This is a genomic window from Limosilactobacillus pulli (assembly GCF_947381555.1).
GTDB classification, from domain to species: Bacteria; Bacillota; Bacilli; order Lactobacillales; family Lactobacillaceae; genus Limosilactobacillus; species Limosilactobacillus pulli.
Genome location: NZ_CANCWQ010000003.1, coordinates 73522 through 91601 on the forward strand (window position 1 = coordinate 73522; position 18080 = coordinate 91601).

The 18080-nt window shown below is 47.0% G+C and carries 22 protein-coding genes and 1 other annotated feature; all 22 genes read right to left on the bottom strand.

Annotation, left to right across the window (positions count from 1 at the left end):
- Window positions 1-119: 119 nt before the first annotated feature.
- A complete protein-coding gene (locus QOS03_RS01730; RefSeq protein WP_169461167.1) occupies window positions 120-1253 on the bottom strand; it encodes a D-alanine--D-alanine ligase family protein in 1134 nt (377 codons plus the stop codon).
- Window positions 1254-1339: 86 nt separating this feature from the next.
- Entirely contained in the window at window positions 1340-2065 is a 726-nt protein-coding gene (locus QOS03_RS01735) for a DUF2785 domain-containing protein (protein ID WP_283575151.1), read from the bottom strand.
- Window positions 2066-2144: 79 nt separating this feature from the next.
- On the bottom strand, window positions 2145-2300 hold the full coding sequence (locus tag QOS03_RS01740) for a hypothetical protein (RefSeq protein WP_283575152.1): 156 nt from the start codon (window positions 2298-2300) through the stop codon (window positions 2145-2147).
- Between the two features lie 158 nt (window positions 2301-2458).
- On the bottom strand, window positions 2459-3601 hold the full coding sequence (locus QOS03_RS01745; protein WP_283575153.1) for an ArgE/DapE family deacylase: 1143 nt from the start codon (window positions 3599-3601) through the stop codon (window positions 2459-2461).
- A 68-nt stretch (window positions 3602-3669) separates the two neighbouring features.
- Window positions 3670-4371: a methionine ABC transporter permease gene (locus QOS03_RS01750; RefSeq protein ID WP_205882230.1), complete on the bottom strand. Its 702-nt coding sequence runs from the start codon at window positions 4369-4371 to the stop codon at window positions 3670-3672.
- A complete protein-coding gene (locus QOS03_RS01755; RefSeq protein WP_283575154.1) occupies window positions 4364-5431 on the bottom strand; it encodes a methionine ABC transporter ATP-binding protein in 1068 nt (355 codons plus the stop codon). The genes QOS03_RS01750 and QOS03_RS01755 overlap by 8 nt, the downstream gene beginning before the upstream one ends.
- 29 nt (window positions 5432-5460) lie before the next feature.
- Window positions 5461-6309 (bottom strand): MetQ/NlpA family ABC transporter substrate-binding protein, encoded by an 849-nt coding sequence (locus tag QOS03_RS01760; RefSeq protein ID WP_283575155.1) that lies wholly within the window; start codon window positions 6307-6309, stop codon window positions 5461-5463.
- 129 nt (window positions 6310-6438) lie between these two features.
- Window positions 6439-6673: a binding site (T-box leader), on the bottom strand.
- Window positions 6674-6807: 134 nt separating this feature from the next.
- Window positions 6808-7098 (bottom strand): glycine cleavage system protein H, encoded by a 291-nt coding sequence (locus tag QOS03_RS01765; RefSeq protein WP_283575156.1) that lies wholly within the window; start codon window positions 7096-7098, stop codon window positions 6808-6810.
- Between the two features lie 12 nt (window positions 7099-7110).
- Window positions 7111-8304, bottom strand: a complete 1194-nt coding sequence (locus QOS03_RS01770) for an FtsW/RodA/SpoVE family cell cycle protein (protein ID WP_169461173.1) — start codon at window positions 8302-8304, stop codon at window positions 7111-7113.
- A 67-nt stretch (window positions 8305-8371) separates the two neighbouring features.
- A complete protein-coding gene (locus tag QOS03_RS01775; protein WP_006500281.1) occupies window positions 8372-8596 on the bottom strand; it encodes a DUF2969 domain-containing protein in 225 nt (74 codons plus the stop codon).
- 4 nt (window positions 8597-8600) lie between these two features.
- The gene (gene yidD / locus QOS03_RS01780) at window positions 8601-8852 is read right to left on the bottom strand and encodes a membrane protein insertion efficiency factor YidD (RefSeq protein WP_169461174.1); all 252 of its coding nucleotides are present in this window, start codon (window positions 8850-8852) and stop codon (window positions 8601-8603) included.
- A 5-nt stretch (window positions 8853-8857) separates the two neighbouring features.
- The gene (gene mreB, locus QOS03_RS01785) at window positions 8858-9856 is read right to left on the bottom strand and encodes a rod shape-determining protein (protein WP_169461175.1); all 999 of its coding nucleotides are present in this window, start codon (window positions 9854-9856) and stop codon (window positions 8858-8860) included.
- 114 nt (window positions 9857-9970) lie between these two features.
- The gene (locus tag QOS03_RS01790; protein WP_283575157.1) at window positions 9971-11188 is read right to left on the bottom strand and encodes a UDP-N-acetylglucosamine 1-carboxyvinyltransferase; all 1218 of its coding nucleotides are present in this window, start codon (window positions 11186-11188) and stop codon (window positions 9971-9973) included.
- Window positions 11189-11210: 22 nt separating this feature from the next.
- A complete protein-coding gene (locus tag QOS03_RS01795; RefSeq protein WP_169461177.1) occupies window positions 11211-11441 on the bottom strand; it encodes a DUF1146 family protein in 231 nt (76 codons plus the stop codon).
- Between the two features lie 136 nt (window positions 11442-11577).
- On the bottom strand, window positions 11578-12000 hold the full coding sequence (locus QOS03_RS01800; RefSeq protein WP_169461178.1) for a F0F1 ATP synthase subunit epsilon: 423 nt from the start codon (window positions 11998-12000) through the stop codon (window positions 11578-11580).
- A gap of 11 nt (window positions 12001-12011) precedes the next feature.
- Window positions 12012-13436 (bottom strand): F0F1 ATP synthase subunit beta, encoded by a 1425-nt coding sequence (gene atpD, locus QOS03_RS01805; protein ID WP_169461179.1) that lies wholly within the window; start codon window positions 13434-13436, stop codon window positions 12012-12014.
- A gap of 27 nt (window positions 13437-13463) precedes the next feature.
- Window positions 13464-14387, bottom strand: a complete 924-nt coding sequence (locus QOS03_RS01810) for a F0F1 ATP synthase subunit gamma (RefSeq protein WP_283575158.1) — start codon at window positions 14385-14387, stop codon at window positions 13464-13466.
- A gap of 31 nt (window positions 14388-14418) precedes the next feature.
- Window positions 14419-15951 (bottom strand): F0F1 ATP synthase subunit alpha, encoded by a 1533-nt coding sequence (gene atpA, locus QOS03_RS01815; protein WP_283575159.1) that lies wholly within the window; start codon window positions 15949-15951, stop codon window positions 14419-14421.
- A 26-nt stretch (window positions 15952-15977) separates the two neighbouring features.
- On the bottom strand, window positions 15978-16520 hold the full coding sequence (atpH, locus tag QOS03_RS01820; protein WP_283575160.1) for an ATP synthase F1 subunit delta: 543 nt from the start codon (window positions 16518-16520) through the stop codon (window positions 15978-15980).
- Window positions 16510-17025 (bottom strand): F0F1 ATP synthase subunit B, encoded by a 516-nt coding sequence (gene atpF / locus QOS03_RS01825; RefSeq protein ID WP_169461183.1) that lies wholly within the window; start codon window positions 17023-17025, stop codon window positions 16510-16512. Before atpF ends, atpH begins: the two co-directional genes overlap by 11 nt.
- Window positions 17026-17068: 43 nt before the next feature.
- The gene (gene atpE, locus QOS03_RS01830) at window positions 17069-17281 is read right to left on the bottom strand and encodes a F0F1 ATP synthase subunit C (protein WP_006500291.1); all 213 of its coding nucleotides are present in this window, start codon (window positions 17279-17281) and stop codon (window positions 17069-17071) included.
- A 24-nt stretch (window positions 17282-17305) separates the two neighbouring features.
- Window positions 17306-18019 (bottom strand): F0F1 ATP synthase subunit A, encoded by a 714-nt coding sequence (gene atpB, locus QOS03_RS01835; protein WP_169461184.1) that lies wholly within the window; start codon window positions 18017-18019, stop codon window positions 17306-17308.
- Between the last annotated feature and the right edge of the window lie 61 nt (window positions 18020-18080).

The window sequence follows — 18080 nt, forward strand, 5'->3', positions numbered from 1 at the left end:
AACCGATAAACCAATAAAATATGTATATTATTATTCTATCATAAATTTATCAATAATTAGACGGTTGCCTTTGTTTTGCAAATAAAAAAGATGCCCAAGCAGGCACCTTTTTCATCATTTTAGTGATATTCTTTTTTACCGACTTTTTCTTCACCCAGTGATTGGAAGTCATACTTGATTTGTTCTTGATGCTCGAATTCTTCAAGCCCCAACTTGATCAACCGGTCGATCAAATCTGAGTACTTAATGCCAGAAACCTCCCACATCTGCGGATAAAGGCTGATGTTGGTAAAGCCAGGCAGAGTATTCGGCTCGCTAAGATATGGCACGTTATTCTTATCAACCAGGAAGTCGATGCGGCAAAGTCCCTTCATACCAAGTGCTTTGTAAGCTTTCAATGCCATGTCCGTAATTTCTTGGGTCAGGTCATCTGGCAAGATTACTGGCAGATCAAAGACAACTCCGCTGGCATCGACGAACTTGTTTTCATAGTCATAGAATGGATCATCGCTTGGAACCCGAATCCCACCAAGCTTGGATGCGATTGGATGCTCATTACCCAGAATCGAGATTTCAATTTCACGAGGATGGTCAATTCCTTGCTCAACTAAAACCTTGAAGTCGTACTTGAAGGCGTCATCTAAGGCTGCCTTAAGCTCAGCTTCGTTTTCGACCTTGTGAATGCCGACTGAAGAGCCTTGCTTGGCCGGCTTAACGAATACCAGATTGCCCAGCTCTTCTTGAATGGCATGCCAGTCGTATTGATCACGATTTTCCGGCGTCAACAGGATGTATGGCGTGTTGCGAATACCGGCTTGGGTGATGATCTTCTTGGTAAGATCCTTATCAAATGACATTGCACTGGCTGCGATGCCTGAACCGATGTAAGGCTTCTTGAGCAGACGGAATAATCCCTGCACCGTACCGTCTTCACCAAGATTACCGTGAATGACCGGAATGAAGAAATCAATCTGATCAACCGTACTCAAGGCTTGGATTGGTGCTAATGGTGCATCCAGATCCATGTTGGCATAGGCTTCCTTGACAACGGCGTCTTCCGGCTCGCCATCAAAGATCCGCTGAGAGTATTCATTGTTCAGCAGAATGCCATCTTTAGTGAACATAAACAGGCTGACGTCATATTTGTTCTTGTCCATCGCGTCAAATACATTGTGAGCGCTCCGCTTAGAGACATCATGTTCCGAAGAATTGCCCCCGAACAGCAATGCTACGTGCAGCTTTTTGTTCGTCATGTAAATACCACCTATCTAATTTTTAAATGTACTTAAACCGTTTTTATTAGAAACTACAGTATAACACTATCTGTAACCGTTGACAACTAGATTTCCTTTTTATAAATCTCTGAAGCAACCTTAAGTGGCAGATCCTTGGTAATCAAAAGTGCGTTCATCAAGCGCTGATAGTTGAAGAACAGGTGCCAATCGCCTTCATTGACAACGTTTTCCTGTTGATCCAGCCATTGTCGCCAGTCTCTGAGCTCCATCAAAAAATAATCCTGATACAGCCGATGACGCTTCATCAGTCGTGCTAAATAATCGGCCACCTCATTTTGCTCTCCCATTTCCAAAGGCGTCTTCAAACGCCGATAACGTTCCAATAAAACCGTCATCATAAAAATGTGATCGCCTCTTAAAAGCTCATTGCGCTCAGTCAACTCATTAAAAAGGCTGGGCAGCTCATAAAACATATGCGCCCAGCCCTGTCTGCCGACAAAACCACGCGTGTCTTTTTCTAAAAGAACCAGCAAAGCAATCTTATCAATAATCTTTCGCAGATCTTCATCAGTCAGAAAAAAGTATCCATAACGATCGGCCATTAATAAGGAGCGCAGCATGCTGACTGCTGAAGAGCGCAAGAACACAGCCTGATTCTTAGGTTCCAAAACATGCGCATACAAAATCTCATCTTGCAGCAGGTAATCAGTCCAGCCGGCGGTCTCAGTTGGGTCGATCAGCTGGTCAGCCAACAGATCATTAATCGCCTGGCGTGACCGTTCTCTTGCCGAGCGACTGACAGAAGCCAAATGATAAATCAAAGACTGCATCTGATCCTGGTCAAGCGGGTGCTGGGCTTTGATTTGAGCTTCGATTACCGGTAATGCTTGTCTGATAAATATCCGATCATCAGCTGGTGGTGCATAGCTGGTCTTTTTTTTGAATGGGAACCTGCTCTGTAAGCTCACCAACGCGATGGTACAGTGACTGAAAGATTTCTGCATTATCAACGCGCTGATGCAGTTTCGCCAGCTGGCTTCCCAAGCTGGCAATTGATTTGGCCATAGACATCCCCCTTTTACTAGTCATTTAATTTTATCACATTAAAAGAGAGTGAGAAAAAGCTCCGCAAATCAGCCTGAGACCGATTTACGGAGTCTGAACCGCCAGCCAGCTACTGCGCTGAGGTATTATTATACGTAGTTAAGAGGTTGAGTTAAGTACTATGCAAAAAAGTCGCGCATGATCGTCTGATAGGCACTGATTGTGGCAAAATAGCTCGACCAGGTCGTATACTCATCAACCTGATGGGCCCGCGACCACTCATCGGCACCTAATACGATAACCGGCAGCTCCGGACGATGCTTGACAAATACGCTGGCATCGGTAGCCCCATTGATAATCGTTAGCTCTGGATCTTTTTGATAGCTGTTTTTCGATGCTGTCAATGCCAGTTTCACCAACTCATTTTGTGGATCGGTCGCAATTGGCCACCAGTCATTTAAAATGTTAAGCGACAACTGATAGTCCGTGGTCTGATTCAGATAGTCGATGGCCTGATTGAGGCGCTGCGTAACCTTTTGATTATCAAAGGCCCGCGTAGGTCGAATGTTGCCGCGCAATTCAGCATGATCTGGAATCGTATTGACTTGATCGCCCGCCTTTAGAATCGTGATTGAATGCTTAACACTGCCCAGATACTGATCAAGTGGGACATTGTCAAAAAGCCGATCCTCCAGTTCAATAAACCGAGCCAGACCACTAACGGCATTGACGCCACGTTCTGGCATGGAGCTGTGAGCTGAGCGTCCTTTACAGATAACCTGATAGTTGTAGCTTCCCGACGTGGCATAAACGATGTTGCCGCCCGTTGGCTCACCAACGATCAAAGCATCCAGATCTTTTGCAATACCTCTTTCTTCCAGACGATTGGCACCCGGCGTCCCATATTCTTCACCAGCGGTAGCAATAAAGCGAATCTTACCATCAGGCTGCCAGCCACTTTCCTTTAGCTCGATCAAGGCAATAACCTGCGCTGCCAAACCGCTTTTCATATCAGCAGCCCCACGGCCATATAATCGATCCCCTTGCGTTTCGGCCCCAAACGGATCATGATGCCAATTATTGCGATTACCGATTGCAACGGTATCCATGTGGCCGGTAACGCCCAATACCCGTTTTGAGCTGTCAGACCCAAACTCAACGATCAGATTGGCCCGCCGATCGCCAAACGCATCAATTTCAGTCTTAAAGCCGTATTGTTCAAAAAGTTTGGCTAAGTATGCTGCAACATCAATCTCATTGCCATTGACCGAATTGATTTGAATCAGATCTTTTAATATTTTTGCCTGTTTCTCCTTATCCATTTTAATGCCCTCCAGAATTTCTAAAAAAAGAAACGGCCCGAAAAAGCCGTTTCCATAATTTAAACAGATTAGCGGTTTTGGTGGTTAACGGCCTTTGCCAAAACGTCACCAACCAACTGAATAATGATAACCAGTACCAAGACCAGCAGCGTGGCTACGATCGTAATGTCATTGCAGAAACGATCGTACCCGTAGGCAATAGCCGTGTTACCAAGCCCACCGGCACCAACTGCACCAGCCATTGCAGTCAGGCCAACCAGACTGATCAGAGAAACCGTCGTTACCCGCACCAGCTCAGAGCGTGCTTCACGCAAGTAAACGTCAAAGATGATGTCGCTGTTGGTAGCACCGATTGCCTGAGCTGCTTCGATCTTACCGTAGTTTACGCTTTCTAAGGCAACTTGTACCTGACGCGCATAGAATGGGAAAAATCCTAACGACAATGGTACCAAAGCTGCCGTCGTCCCAATCTGCGTCCCAACGATCAATTGCGTTACTGGTGCAATGAAGGCCAGCAGGATGATGAACGGAATGGCCCGAAACAGTGAGACGATCTTGTCGGAAATACTAAACAGCGTCCGATTTTCCATAATGCCACCAGGCTTGGTGACAACCAAAATTACCCCGAACAGCATACCAAGAATGCCACCAAAGACAGCTGGCCAAAAAGTCATGTACAGTGTCTGACCAATTGAGGTGCCCCAGCCACTGTCACCGCTCCAGCCTAGTTGGACGACATTAGGAAAATATTTTGCAAAAAACTCAGTCATGCCAAATCCCCCGATCATCAATCTTGGTTACTTCAACGTCTTGATCCTTAAAGAACTTTACAGCAGCATCGCGTTGCTCAGGTGTACCTTTAACGATGACAAACAGCATTCCGATCGGCACGTTGCCTAATACCTCAACGTTACCGTAAATCATGCTGGCCTCAACGCCGGTCTGCTTATAGAGTCCGATAATCAGTGGCTCAACGACTGAATTGCCGCTGTAGACCAGTTGATAGAGCTCTTCATCATCTTTTAGCGTTCCCAGATCCATTGAGCGCAGCGTATCCATGGCAGCCAGTGAACCACCAACGAATTGGCGCGTCAGTTCCTGCTGTGGCTGCAGGAAAATCTTGCGCAACTCGCCTTTTTCGATGATAACCCCATGCTGCATTACTGCAATCTTGTTGGCAACACGCTTAACGGCATCCATTTCGTGCGTGATCAAAATAATCGTCAAGCCCAGCTTTTCATTCAGGTCCTTGAGCAGATCCAGAATTTGATTGGTATTGCGTGGATCCAATGCCGACGTTGCTTCATCTGAAATCAAAATCTCAGGGTCGTTGGCCAGTGCACGGGCAATCGCAACCCGCTGCTGCTCACCGCCGGACAGCTGAACTGGATAAGCATCAGCCTTGTCCTTTAAGCCGACCAGATCCAAGAGCTTGAGTGACTTTTGTTCGACCTCGTCATCACTGAGTTTACTGTGCTTGAGGGCAAACATGACGTTGTCGAGCACCGTCGTTTCGTTCAGCAGATTAAAGTGCTGAAAGATCATACCGATATTGCGTCGCTTTTCCTGCAGTTTGGCATTGCTGATCTGCTGCTTGTGATCGGCAAACAGTACCTCACCTTCAACCGTAATCTTACCTGCAGTTGGCTTTTGCAGCAGGTTGATCGTACGAACCAGCGTAGACTTACCGGCACCAGAGTAGCCAACTACCCCATAGATGTCGCCTTTTTCGACTTGCAGGGTGACATCCTTAACGGCTTGAACAGTTTCGTTTTTGCCAGTCTGGAACGTAACGTCGATGTGTTCCAAATCAATAATGTTTGTCCCCATATATCTCTTCTCCTTCTGTCTAGTCGGAATTACTTCAGCTTAATGTCCCAAGCTGGCTTTTCCATGCCCTTGTATTGTTCGTTAATAACCTTCTTAACCTTTTCAGTTTGGTATGCCTTAACGACATCCTTGTAGGCTTCCTTGTTGCGATCCTTCTTTTGAGCGGCAATCAAGTTGATCCATTGTTCAGAGTTCTTGTCAACTGGTTCAGTAAAGATGGACTTCTTGGTTGAGATCTTGGCAGCCACGGCGTAGTTGGTGTTAACCACTGCAGCATCGACACTGCCCAAAGTCCGGGCAGCTTGGTCAGCAGCAACTTCTTTAATCTTCAGGTTTTTTGGGTTCTTGGCAATTGAGCTGATCGTTGCCAATGCACTAGTGTTCTTCTTCAAGGTAATCAAGCCAGCACTTTGCAGAACGTACAGTGCCCGGCTTTCGTTGGATGCATCGTTTGGAATAGCAATCGTTGCGCCATCTGGCAGACTCTTAACGCTCTTGTAGTTGTTGGAGTACAGGTGAATTGGCGTGATAAACGTCTTACCGATGGAAACCAGCGTACCATGGTTGGCCTTGTTCCAAGCATTCAAGAATGCCTTGTGCTGGAATGCGTTCAGATCAATGCTGCCACTTTGCAGAGCCTTGTTTGGCTGGTTGTAGTCGGTAAACGTCTTCAACTTAATGTCAACGTTGTACTTGCTCTTCGCCGTCTTCTTAACCTGATTCCAAACAGCTTCATCCTGCTTGGATGGGGAAACGACCCCGACCGTTACGGTTTGTTCTTTTTGCTTGCCAAAGTTGCCGAAGCTAAAAATCCCAGCAATAACGACAACCAGTGCTACAACAACCCAAATCAGTGTTTTCTTCTTACGTTTATTCATAATGATGTCTCCTCTCAATCTCAGTTGAATAATCCCTTTGAATAATAGCTTTTTACTAAACAACAGCCCGCCAGCAGCCAATTGTCTGATTATCATCAATCGAAACAAACAAAAAACACTCGTCCTAAGAAAAAGGACGAGTGTTTCGCGGTACCACCTTTTTTTGTCTGATTCTCACAAACCAGACCTCGGTAGGTGACTTGAAAAAATCACCTTGCATTGATAACGGCTGCAACCCCGTTACCGGCTAAATATCGCCAGTACCATTCCAAGCCCATCTTCGACTGCTTAACGAATTTCCTCGCACCAACCGGAAACTCTCTGAGCACGCGCCACAATCTACTCTGCTTTTCTGTATGTTTAGATTTGTTCGTTCGATTAATTGATTATGCAGTTATTATAATGCAATTTTAATTTCCGTCAACACTTTTTCATAAATTTCATAAAAAAACTGAGACTGGCTTAATATTGCCGATCTCAGTAGTCAGAGAAATTCATTCAGCTAAATGGCTGTACCTTAATCAGCCATTGTCCATTATCGACATCAGCAGCCACCCATCCCTTTAAGGCTGGATTGACCGCCACGATCACACCATCAATTGGACTTTTTAAATCGGTAATCATCTGCTGTCCTTCAATCGTTGCCAAACTGTCATTGGTCTTAAGCTGCGTACCAACCAGTGCAAGATCGACAAACAGCAGCCGTCCTAGTTCCTGCAATGCCGACTCAGTCAAACCAATCGCGGCCAGGTCACGAGCCTGATGATCAATCCACCATGGCTGCTCCATTTTATATCACCTCTAGTGAAATTCTTGATTGTTGCTGAACATGTAGGAATGATGATGATACCGCATTGACATGACCATACCGACCCCGATCAGATTTCCGATCAAAGACGAACCCCCAGCACTGATAAATGGCAACGGAATCCCGGTCAATGGCAAAAGACCAATATTCATCCCGATATTTTCAAAGACGTGAAAAAGAATCATCATAATTACGCCGGTTGAAATGTAGGCATAAAACTCATTTCGAGTATCAAACGTCACCCGAATCATCAGATAGATCAACAATAGGTACAGCAGGATCAATAAAACGCCACCGATAAAGCCAAAGTTCTCACCAATCACCGAAAAGATCATGTCCGATTCACGCACCGGCACATAAACGTGCGTATGGTTAAAGCCAGTCCCGGTAATGCCACCACTACCGACCGCTTTGATACTTTGCCAAAGCTGGTAGCCTTGATTGGTCGTATCAGCTTGAGGATTCAGCCAAGTGTCGACACGGTCAAACTGATACGATTGAAAGCCGATATGTTCCAAGATCCGGCGACCGGTCGTACTGGTAACCATTGCCAAAGCTGAACCACCAATCACGATTAATACCGTCGCTACCGGAGCGATGATGCGCCAGGTTACGCCACCAACCAGCAACATGCCGCAGAAGATGGCAAAGAAAACCAGCGACGTCCCAAAGTCGTTTTGGAAGTGCAAAGAGATCATGATCGGCATCAGCCACAAAAGCATCTTCCCGATCAAGCGCCAGTCCGATTCCACGGTATGTGTGCTGTACTGACTGTTGTGCGTGGTAATTACGCGCCCCATCATCAGAATGTAGGCTGGTTTCATAACCTCGGAAGGCTGGAAGGTGAATGGACCAATTGCAAACCAGCTTTTGGCACCAGTACTGGCATAGTATGATCGACTGTAGAACACCAGAATGGCAAACATCAAGAAGACACCCAGCCAATAGACGATTGGGGCGATCTTCCAGAGCTGTTCGGCATCAAACTGCATGATAACAATGATCAGAATCGTCCCGATGATGTACCAAACCAGCTGCGATACTACCTGGCGTGCAACACTGGTTGGCGTCGTATCGTTAACGGCAGCAACATAGATTGAAGCCAAACCAATCAAAGCCAGCAAAAGCACACAGAAGATAATGCCCCAGTCAATCCGCGATTCATTATCATTTTGCGAACGTTGCATTAAAATTTCTCCTTAATTAAAACTAAAAAGGGTTCGGGATGTCCCCCAACCCCCTTTTATCCACCAATCAACCTTGGTGAAGATGATACTGCTGCAGAATCGTTTCGAGTCCCTCTTCTTGAGAGCGAACGTAAAATGCCTGCTCCCCTTTCAAAAGGATTGCTTTAAAACGCTCCTTATCAGCCACGACCTCACCGATCAGTCGCTTTCCAACAAAAATCTGTTCTACCGGCTGGCCATTGCGTTCAATATCTTTGACGCTAACAGCAACCGTCTTTTCTTTTTTTGACACGTTTTCACCCTTGTCTATGATGTGTTCGTCGGATTGTAAAGTGATCCGGCACTGGATCAAAACCGCCCCTGGCCCAAGGATGACAGCGCAGAATCCTGGCACTGCCCATAATGATTCCTTTTAGGCCAAATCGCTGAACGGCTTCCAGCATATACTGCGAGCAGGTTGGCTCATAGCGACACACACGATAGGGACGACGTGCTGAAATGCCGCGCTGATAACCCTTGATCAGCATGATCACCATTTTCCTAAACATTGCTTCTACTTGCGACTTTTACCGCCATCAGCCTGCATACGTTCCAGCAGTTCGCCGGCGCCCTTGGCAACGTTATCCAGCGGATCTTGAGAAACGACTACCGGGACCTTCAATCGATCACTAAACAGCTTATCGAGACCATGCAGCATTGCGGTCCCACCCGTCAGCATGATACCGCGATCGATAATATCGCTGGCCAGCTCTGGTGGTATGGTTTCCAAAACGGTAACCGAAGCCCGTACAATCTGTTCCAGCGTGTCGTGCAGAGCATCCGCAATTTCATTCTCATTGGTTTCGATCTGCTTTGGCATGCCACTGGCAACGTCACGACCACGTACTTCCATAGTCTGAGGCTCAGCCATCTTTTGAGCCGTCCCAAGCTTGATCTTGATGCGCTCAGCGGTATGCTCACCAATGATCAGGCCATGGTGATCCTTGATATATTCAGCAATATCGCTGTTCAGCTGGTCACCAGCCAAGCGGACTGATTCACTGGCTACGATATCGCCCAATGAAAGGACGGCGATGTCGCTGGTACCGCCACCCATGTCAATTACCATATTGCCGCGTGGCTTGAAGATGTCCAATCCAGCACCGATTGCAGCTACCTTAGGCTCATATTCCAAGTAGACCTTGCCGCCGCCGGATTGTTCGGCAGCTTGAATAATGGCTTTGCGCTCAATTTCGGTAATGTTGGTTGGCGCACAGATCATAATATCAGGTTTTGACATGAAGCCCTTGACACTAAGCTTGCTGATAAAGTAGGAAAGCATTTCCTGGGTCATATCAAAGTCGGAAATTACCCCATTTTTCAGTGGCCGAATCGCGCGAATGTTGCTTGGCGTCCGACCAACCATTCGATAGGCCTCTGAGCCGACTGCCAGCACCTTGTTAGTACGAGTATCAATTGCCACTACGGATGGTTCGTTTAATACGATACCCTTTCCTTGTACGTAAATCAGAACATTGGCTGTTCCAAGGTCAATTCCGATATCCTTAGCCATGTTTTTCTCCTTCCGATTTTTACTCAATTCGAACGATATTATACCACAACCAGCTTTTAACCGCTGAATTGATAAGAATCTACCATACTTAAATTTTTATTGCGATACTTAAGATCAATCAATGTCTTTTAGCTGCAGACTGGCCCCCAGACTTTGCAGCTTGCTTGGCAAGTCCTCGTACTCAATCCCAAGATAAGCGCCATTTTCAACGATCGTCATTCCTCGTGCTGCCAGCCCTGCCAAGGTCAACGTCAAGGCACTGACAGCATCGGTAGCCTTAACGCTGGTTCCGGTCAGCCGACAAGGACCTTTTAAAACCAGTCCATCGTTTTGTACCTGTACGTCAGCCTGCATCTTTTGAAACTGATCAAGCAGTTTGGAATCTATCTTGGCACTTACGCTGTTGCCATTGGCTAATAGCTGCAGTACTGCTAATTCGGGCCTCATCGTTTTAGGAAAAAGCGCTACCGGATCACTGGGCAGCAAAACGGCAGTTCCCAAGACGCGGATCCCATTTTGCTGTACGATCACCGTGCAGCCCATTCGTTCAAGCTGATCAATTGCACCTTGAACGGCCTGCGCATGAATATTTTCTACGATAACGTCACCATTAGTAATCGCCGTCGCCAGCATCAATGCCGTGGCCTCCAAATGGTCGCCAGAAATCTCAAAGTCACAGCCATGCACAAAGGTTACCCCCTGGATGCGGATGGTCTTAGTCCCCGCGCCATGAACACGCGCACCCATCTTGTTTAAGAGATTGGCCAGGGCGATAACTTCAAAATCACAGGCAGCATTTTCAATCACGGTAATGCCATTCGCCAATACTGCTGCTAAAATCAAGCTCTGTGTAATTAGACAATCAGCCGAGTGGATCATCAAGTGGCTGCCCGCTAGCTGATCAACACTAACCTTTAAAGTCTGATCATCACTTGATACGGTTGCACCTAAGCGACTTAGGCCATCAAGCAGCTCATCCGATAACTGATCCTTATTCAGCTTAATGCTGCCAGTTCGTGCCAATAGCGGTCCAACCATCAAAGCAGCTGATGTTGAGGAATCAATCGTCGTTAGGTCATCAAACGTTAATTCAGCTTGAGCTTGAACATTCAGTTGATGCATTGGCTTGACGGCACCAATGCCTAAGCCAATCTTTTGCAGACATTCGCTCATCGAATCAACCATTGCCGTATCCGCTACATTAGTCAGCTTAAATTCGCCGGTTGAAGCCAAAAGAGCTGCCGCCTGCATTGAAAGTGCCAACTCAGTCGAGCCAGCAACCGCTGCGTTTCCTTGCAGACGCTGTCCTCCTTGAATCAGAATCTTTTTCATTCGATTTTCCTCCAGCATTGATTTACCGTGCCAGATAAATCAGATTATGAATTGCCTTTAGCACCGTTAATAAAAAACTGGCATTCAAATAGCCCAGTGCAGTCGCCAACATCACTGTCAGCAAAGGCAGTGTCTTGGGTGGGCGCCGAAACCAGCGTTCCATATGCAGCCCTTGCAGAGCATAAAAGGCAATCCAAATAAAACCAAGTTGAATCACGATCGTAATCAAAGCCTGCAGCCCTGTCAGTTCCATTAAACATCCTCCCAGTAAGCAATCATTTATCATCTTACCATACTCTGCACCAAGCCTTCTAATTGAAGATCAATGTTTACAAAGAATTTAAAAAAAACGCCATGCCAATAATTGGCATGACGTTTTTTCAAACGAATTAACGCATCTGAGAAACGTTGAGTCGGTTAATAGCCCGACGCAAGTGAACTTCGGCACGCGCAAGCTCATTCTTGCTGTGCTTTTGCTTAGCTTCTTCAACCCATTTTTCAGAGCGTTCCTTGGCCTTTTCAGCCCGGGCAACATCAATGGTCGTTGGCAGCTCAGCACTGTCGGCAACCACCATTGCGGTATTTTCGTTGAATTCCATGAAACCACCGTTAACGGCGATCACATCGTCTTTAGCGGAGTTGTGCTTGACGCGCAAGGCACTGATCTGCAACGCTGCAACCAGGGGCACGTGGTTCGCCATGATCCCCATTTGACCACCACGCGTATCCATAACTAGCATCGTAGCGTCTTTGTTCTCATAGACGGTGCCATCAGGAGTGATAATGGTGACCTTAAAAGTACTATCAGCCATGATCATCCCTCCTAGTTTTCAGCTTTTTCGGCATCAGCTTTCATCTGCTTAGCTTTTTCAACGACATCCTCGATTGGTCCGACCAAACGGAAGGCATCCTCTGGCAAGTCATCGTACTTACCATCCAGGATTTCCTTGAAGCCTTTAATCGTGTCCTTCAATGGAACGTAACGACCTGGCATCCCCGTAAATTGTGAAGCAACGTTGAAACTCTGTGACAAGAAGAATTGAATCCGCCGTGCCCGAGCAACAATCGTCTTTTCTTCATCAGAAAGCTCATCCATACCCAGGATGGCAATGATGTCTTGCAATTCACGGTAACGTTGCAGAACGTGTTGTACCCGCGTAGCAACCTCATAGTGTTCCTTACCAACGACTTCTGGCGTCAAGGCAGTTGACGTTGAAGCCAGTGGGTCAACGGCTGGGTAGATACCCATTTGAGTCAGCCGACGTTCCAGGTTGGTCGTGGCATCCAAGTGGGCAAAAGTCGTTGCTGGAGCAGGGTCGGTATAGTCATCGGCAGGAACGTAAACGGCTTGAATCGACGTGATGGAACCCTTTTTCGTCGAGGTGATCCGTTCCTGCAGCTGACCCATTTCAGTAGCCAGCGTAGGTTGGTAACCAACGGCTGATGGAATCCGACCCAGCAGGGCTGAAACTTCTGAACCGGCTTGGGTAAACCGGAAGATGTTGTCGATAAACAGCAGCACGTCTTGACCCTTAACGTCACGGAAGTATTCCGCAATCGTCAAACCAGTCAAGGCAACCCGCATCCGGGCACCAGGTGGCTCGTTCATTTGACCATAAACCATGGCCGTCTTGTTCAGAACCCCAGAAGCCTTCATTTCGAAGTACATGTCGTTACCTTCACGGGTCCGTTCACCAACACCGGTAAATACAGAAATACCGTTGTGGCCTTGGGCAATGTTGTGAATCAGTTCTTGAATCAAGACGGTCTTGCCGACACCGGCACCGCCGAAAAGACCAATCTTACCACCACGAACGTATGGAGCCAGCAGGTCAATAACCTTGATCCCCGTTTCCAAAATTTCCGTAGTGTTGTTCAAATCTTCATACTTAGGTGCTTCACGGTGAATTGGCATCCGCTTGGCATCTGGGCCGAATTCTGGACCATTGTCGATTGGTTCACCCAGGACATTGAAGACACGACCCAGAGTATCGTCACCAACTGGAACGCTGATTGAAGCGCCCGTGTTTTCGACTTTCATGCCACGTTGCAGACCATCAGTACCGTCCATGGCAACCGTCCGTACCACACCGTCACCCAATTCCAGGGAAACTTCAGTAGTCAGCGTCGTGCCATCGCCTTTGTCGATCTTCAGCGCGTCATTGATTTCTGGCAGCTTGTCGTCCAAGGGGAATTCAACATCGACAACTGGACCGATAACCTGTACAACTTTACCAGTAGCACTCATGCTGTTTCCTCCTACTTACTAGAATGATTATTCTTGGGCCGTCATACCACCGGTAATTTCGGTAATTTCCGTGGTAATGGCAGCCTGCCGTGCCCGGTTGTATTGAAGCTCCAAATCCGAAATGATTTCATCGGCATTGTCGGAAGCAGAGCTCATTGCATTGGCACTTGAGGAGTGTTCGGATGTCTTGGCATCCAAAATCGCTCCATAAACTAAACTTTCCGCATATTGTGAAACGATTACCGAAACGATATCGTTAGCGGAAGGTTCGAACTCGAATTCAGGTGAAATCCGGGTCTTATCAGTTGATTCGCTGCTTACGGTCGGCTGATCGTCGGTCATGGAATCTTCTGATACCGGCATCATTTTTTGAACTCGAACGTGTGACGTGATTCGGTTGACGTAGTGGTTATATGACAGGAAAAGCTCATCAAACACTCCATCATTGTACATTTGAACCGTGGTCTTAACGATCCCACGCACTTCCTTGTACGTTGGCACGTCACTAACACCAGTATATTCATAGACAACATTCATCCCGCGTTTCTTAAAGAACTCGGTCCCGGTTCGCCCAATCGTCAGGAAAACCGTGTTGCCCTTATTCAAATGATGTTTTTTCATCGTTTCCAGGGTTTCTTTGATAACGTTGCTGTTATAGCTTCCTACCAAACCCCGGTCAGATGTAATAACTAAGATGCCAGTCTGTTGTACTGGTCGTTTGTCAAACAGCGACGTAAACTGATCCTTACTGTCAGCGTCCGTCGTACTGTGAGATTTGACCATGCTGGACAGGACTTCACGAACCGTAGCAGCATAGGCTTCATAAGCCTTGGTATGGTGCTGAATCTGGTTAAGCTTAGCCGTAGAAACCATTTGCATGGCAGAAGTGATCTGACGCGTGCTCTTGGTTGACTGAATCTTGCGTTTAACAGTAGCAAGTGAAGCTGGCACTAAATCTCACCGTCCTTTCGACTAGTCATGCTTAGTTTCTGGCAGCTTTGTTGCTGTCGCTGGTTTGAAATGACGTTTCCTTAAAGTCCTTGATTGCCTTGTCGATGACATCGCCTTCTGGCAGTTTGCCAGTCTCGGCAATCTGGTCGTAAACGTCTTGGTGGTTGGCACGCATGTAGGCAGCCAGTTCTTGTTCAAAGCGACGAACGTCTTGAACCGGAATATTGTCAACATAGCCATGTGACAGAGCAAAAAGCGTTACAACCTGTTGAGCAACTGGTTGTGGCTCATGCAGGCCCTGCTTTAAGATTTCCATCGTCCGTTCACCACGTCCCAGACGACGCTGCGTGTTTTCATCCAGGTCAGAACCGAATTGCGCAAAGGCAGCCAGTTCGTTGTAGGCAGAAATATCCAGACGCAGCGTACCAGCAACCTTCTTCATGGCCTTGATCTGAGCGTCACCACCGACACGAGAAACTGACGTACCGGCGTTGATGGCTGGACGTTGACCAGCATAGAAGGAGTCAGAATCCAAGAAGATCTGACCATCAGTGATGGAGATAACGTTGGTTGGAATGTAGGCAGAAACGTCACCGGCTTGGGTTTGAATAACTGGCAATGCAGTCATTGAACCGCCACCCATGTCATCGGACAGCCGAGCTGCACGTTCCAACAGACGTGAGTGCGTGTAGAAAATGTCACCTGGGTAGGCTTCACGACCTGGTGGCCGCCGCAGAATCAGTGACAGTTCACGGTAGGCATCGGCTTGTTTCGTCAAGTCATCGTAAACGATCAAAACGTCTTGGCCATTGTACATGAACTCTTCACCCATTGCAGCCCCGGCATATGGTGCCAGGTAAAGCATAGGTGCTGGGTTGGAGGCACTGGCTGAAACGACGATCGTGTAGTCCAAAGCGCCGTATTGACGCAGCGTTTCAACTTGAGCCCGAACCGTGGATTCCTTTTGACCAATGGCAACATAGATACAAATCATGTTTTGGTCTTTTTGGTTGATGATCGTGTCGATGGCCAGTGAAGTCTTACCAGTCTTACGGTCACCAATGATCAATTCACGTTGACCACGACCAATTGGAACCAAGGCATCGATAACCTTGATACCAGTTTGCAGTGGCACGCTAACGCTCTTACGCTGCATAACGCCAGGGGCCTTCTTTTCCACGGGACGCGTCTTGTCAGTCTTGATTTCGCCAAGACCGTCAATTGGACGTCCCAGTGGGTCAACGACCCGACCTAACAGTTCTTTGCCGACGGGTACTTCCATAATCCGGCCCGTCCGCTTAACAGTATCGCCTTCACGGATTCCCGTGTAGTCCCCTAAAATAACGATACCAACATCGTTACTTTCGAGGTTTTGGGCCATCCCGTAGACACCGTTGCTAAATTCGAGCAACTCACCAGCCATGGCATTTTCCAAGCCATCGGCACGAGCAACCCCGTCACCAACATAGGTAACCGTCCCAGTTTCTTCAACGGAAATTTGGTCCTGATAGTTGGCGAGCTGCTTCTTGATGAGTGAACTGATTTCCTCAGTTTTAATGCTCATAAAGGTCTCACCTCTTTGACAATTGATTATTTAACAAGTAAACGACGAATTTGTTCAATCTTGGAGCGCAGGCTGCCATCCAAAGTCTCATTGCTGGCTCGGATAACAACCCCACCTAAAATTGACGGATCAACCGTTTCGTGCAATACGATTTCGTTGGCTGACAAGCGCTTAGCCAGACCAGCCTTCAGTTGATCGCGTTGCTTCGTATCGAGTTGCACCGCTGTGATTACTTCGGCGTGAATGCGTTTGTTAAATGCATCGTAACGCCGTTCAAACTCATCAATAATTGCGACCAAATCATCCATACGGCCGTAATCAAAAACCATTTGAATCAGATTGGAAACGAATGGCGAAGCATCCTTTTTCAATGCATCAATCAAAGATTTTTTCTCAGCGAGTGACAGGTCGACACCGCTCAACAGCGCTGCCAAACTGCCATTTTCCTCGAAGACTTGACGCAAAGCAGATAATTCTTGATAAGTTTGATCAAGCTGGTCGTTTTCTTCAGCCAGCTCAAAAATTGCTTTCGCATAGCGGTTAGCAACCGTCTTCTTATCAAGACTCATGTTTTACCAACCCTTCGATGTACGAATCGATCAGTTCTTTTTGATCGTCCGCATTTAATTCCTTGTGGATGAGCTTGGAAGCAATCTCAATAGATAAGTTGGCAACGTCATTTTGTGCCCCTTTAAGAGCATCGCGACGTGCCTGCTCAGCATCCTTTTGGGCTTGCTCCTTTACGATCTGCGCATCTTTTTGCGCATCCGTAACGATCTGGTCCCGTTGAGCTTCACCAGTCTTTTTGGCCGTACTGATAATGTTGGCGGCTTCTTGGTGAGAGTTCTGCAATTCAGCTTGACGCTGCGCCGCCAGCTTTTCAGCTTCAGCACGCGACTTTTCTGCATTGTCGATGTCATCGGAAATCTTGGCTGCCCGCTTGTTCATCATATCCGTAACTGGTTTCCAAGCATAGTGCTTAACCAGCAGCATCAAGATAATAAATGAAACAATGTAAAACAGCATGTCTCCGACGTATAAGCTATTGGATTGAGCCAGAACACCTTGCAACATCTATTGACACCTCCTTGTAAATTGATAGCTTTAGTTACTCAAACTACTTGTTCATTACAAGGAAGCCAATAACGATGGCCAAGATAGGCATGGCTTCGATCAAACCAACACCGATGAACATCGTACCACGCAGTGCACCAGACATTTCTGGTTGACGGGCCATCCCATCGATCGTGTGGCTAATAACAAAACCGTTACCAATACCGGCACCCAGTGCCGCACCAAAAGCAGCGATACCTGCAGCAATTGCACCCATTTTTATATCCTCCTTAAGATATGCTTATTCCTCAGCAGAAACCTTCTGAGAAATATAAACCGTAGTTAATGTTACAAAGACATAAGCCTGAATAGCCCCAATGAAGACTGAGAAGCCTTGCCAAACGATTTCAAGCGGCAGACTGACCAGAATCGTTGGAACACCATGTGAAAAGGCCATCTGTCCAAGCAACTTCAGCAGCAGTTCCCCGGCAAAGATATTACCAAAGAGCCGCAGACCCAGCGTCAAGAAGTTGGCAAATTCCTCAACCAAGTTAATTGGTAGCATAATGGCATATGGCTTGAGGTAAGAGCCAAAATAGTGCTTCAGACCGTTTTTGCTGATCCCGGCAAAGTGTGCCAGCATGATCATGCTTAACGAGAAAGTCAGCGTTACGACTGGATCGGCAGTGGGACTTCTTACAATCTCGTTTCCATTCCATCCGATCTGGAAAATCAGACCCAGCTGGTTTGAGAAGAAGATGAAGGCAAACAGTACGAAGGCCAAGAAGCTGTAGTTGCCAACTTCTGATGCGGGCATCTGTTCCCGCACGATACCGTTTGTGAATTCAATCAGCCATTCAATCAAGTTCTGACCACCCTTGGGCTTCATTTGCAGATGCCGTGAAAGGCCAAACAATACAAAGAAGACCAAGACAAAGATAATGGCGCCTGAAATTACGTTAGTCGCATTGAACGTAAGGCCGAATAGCTTAAAAGTATAAGCTTCCTCGCCCATTTATATTCCACCTCTTTTCTTTATAACAATAATTTGGTTTGTAAATTGGATTCCATCTCGT